The sequence below is a fragment of the Microcystis sp. M53598_WE2 genome (assembly GCF_030067735.1).
Classification (GTDB): domain Bacteria; phylum Cyanobacteriota; class Cyanobacteriia; order Cyanobacteriales; family Microcystaceae; genus Microcystis; species Microcystis aeruginosa.
Genome location: NZ_JASJFE010000908.1, coordinates 1 through 2,514, shown reverse-complemented (window position 1 = coordinate 2,514; position 2,514 = coordinate 1). Strand labels below are relative to the sequence as shown.

1 protein-coding gene and 1 pseudogene are annotated in these 2,514 nt (G+C 50.1%); one reads left to right on the top strand and one right to left on the bottom strand.

Annotation, left to right across the window (positions count from 1 at the left end; translation table 11 throughout):
* Positions 1–204, bottom strand: a pseudogene (locus tag PX636_RS18490) (hypothetical protein); the annotation flags it as partial.
* 99 nt (positions 205–303) lie between these two features.
* On the opposite strand from PX636_RS18490, the gene dnaK reads away from it, so the two are divergent.
* Complete coding sequence (dnaK, locus tag PX636_RS18485; protein ID WP_288118226.1) at positions 304–2,352, top strand: molecular chaperone DnaK; 2,049 nt, start codon at positions 304–306, stop codon at positions 2,350–2,352.
* Positions 2,353–2,514 lie beyond the last annotated feature (162 nt).

The following is a 2,514-nucleotide window of genomic DNA, read 5'->3' as shown; positions in this document are numbered from 1 at the left end:
GGGAAATTTAGGCACTTTTTCCCTGAAAATTAGGTAATTGGCCACCTCAAAACTGGTAAAACCCCACACCCCACACCCCACACCCCACACCCTGCCCCCACCGAAAAACTTTTTGCCGCAAACCCTATATAGACTGGTCGCCGGCCACTTGCGGACTTGACCGACAAGTTTTGTTAGGATCGGATAAAAATTGTCGTGTTTCATCCCTGGCAAGATTAGACGAGGTAAAAAGCCCGTTGCTAATTTTGGGATAATTTTTGTAAATGATTGTATCCTATTAACTACCATTATTATCAGAGCGTCATGGGAAAAGTCATCGGCATCGACTTAGGGACAACCAACAGTTGTGTTGCGGTACTCGAGGGAGGTCAGCCGATTATAGTTCCCAACTCGGAAGGGGGAAGGACAACTCCTAGTATCGTGGGATTCGGCAAGGGCCAGCGCCTAGTGGGACAACTGGCCAAACGTCAAGCGGTCACTAATGCCGAAAATACCGTCTATAGCATCAAACGCTTTATTGGTAGGCGTTGGCAAGACACGGAGGCAGAAAGGGGACGAGTTGCCTATCATTGCCAACGCGGTCGCGATGATACCGTCAATATCAAAATTCGCAATCGGGAATTTACCCCCCAAGAAATCTCGGCCATGATCCTGCAAAAATTAAAGGCCGATGCTGAGGCCTATCTGGGAGAACCGATTAATGAGGCCGTGATTACAGTTCCCGCCTATTTTACCGATGCCCAACGTCAGGCCACTAAAGACGCGGGGATAATCGCAGGACTAGAAGTATTAAGAATTATTAACGAACCCACCGCCGCCGCCCTGGCCTACGGTTTAGATAAACAAAACGAAGATCAACATATCCTCGTTTTTGACCTAGGGGGAGGAACCTTCGACGTTTCCATCCTGCAACTGGGAAAGGGAGTCTTTGAAGTGAAAGCCACGGCCGGCAATAACCATCTTGGGGGGGACGATTTTGATAACCTCTTAGTGCGGTGGCTGGTGGAGAACTTTCAAAGCCAAGAAAACATCGAGCTATCCAGCGATCGCATGGCGATCCAAAGACTGCGAGAAGCCGCCGAAAAAGCCAAAATCGAGCTTTCTAGCCTGATTACCACCTCGATCAATCTACCCTTTATCGCCGCCGACGAAACCGGTCCTAAACACCTAGAATTGGAACTAACTCGCGCTAAATTTGAGGAATTAACCAGAGAATTAGTGGAAAAAACCCTCGGACCCGTACAACAGTCCCTCAAAGATAGCGAACTGCAGCCTAGCGATATCAATCGTGTTATTCTCGTTGGTGGTTCCACCAGAATCCCCGCCGTGCAAGAATTAATCTCCCGTTTCTTTTCTGCAGGCCAGATTGATCGCTCTGTTAACCCCGATGAGGCCGTTGCTTTGGGGGCGGCGATTCAAGCTGGAGTTTTAGGTGGAGAAGTGGCAGATGTCCTCCTCCTCGATGTCACCCCCCTTTCCCTCGGCATTGAAACCCTCGGCGAAGTCTTTACCAAAATTATCGATCGCAATACCACTATCCCCACCAGTAGATCTCAGGTTTTTTCCACCGCTGCCGATGGTCAAACTTCGGTGGAAATTCATGTTCTGCAAGGGGAAAGGGCCATGGCCCGGGATAATAAAACCCTCGGTAAATTTCTCCTGACGGGAATTCCTCCCGCCCCTAGGGGTATGCCACAAATCGAAGTGGCCTTCGAGATCGATGTTAACGGCATCTTGAAAGTGGCCGCCAGCGACCAAGGCACCGGCAAAGAACAAAGCATTGTCATTAGCCATACTGGAGGGCTGAAACCGAACGAAATTGAAAAAATGCGCCTAGAAGCCGAAAAATACGCCGAATTTGATCGCAGTCGTCTGCAAATGATCGATATTCGCCACCAATCCGATAGTCTTTTCTATAGCTACGAAGTCACCCTCAGGGAAAACAGTGAGTTAGTCGCCCCCGATATCCGGCAACTGGCCGACCAGAAGCGGCAACAGTTGGAAATCGCCCTGCGCGACCCCTCCCTATCGCCAGAAAAGCTAAAAACCACCCTGGAAGAATTTCGTCAGATTGTCCTCGAAATCGGTACCCGCATCTACAGGGGTAAACAAGAGGAAACCCAACCCCTCAACAGTACTGGTTTTCAATCGATCGATGTCACCGAAAAACTGACCCGACCCACCCGCACCCAAGCCACTTCCTCCAATACCTTCGCCAAGAGGCCAACCCTCTCCCACACTAGAACCAGAACCTATAGTAATCTGGAAACTAAATCCGGCGAATCGGGCAGTGACGATCACCCCTACGATGGCGAAGAAATGAGTGCCAGTGACTACGAGGCCGTAGATTAAAAAGTGATCAGTAATCAGTAATCAGTTATCAGTTATCAGCTTTTTTCTCCCCTTCTCCCCACACCCCACACCCCCCACCCCACTTCCCCCCTTCCCACTCCCCCACTTCCCTCTCCCCCCGCTCCCCCATCACCCCACTTCCTTACCAAAAAAATAGTAGGG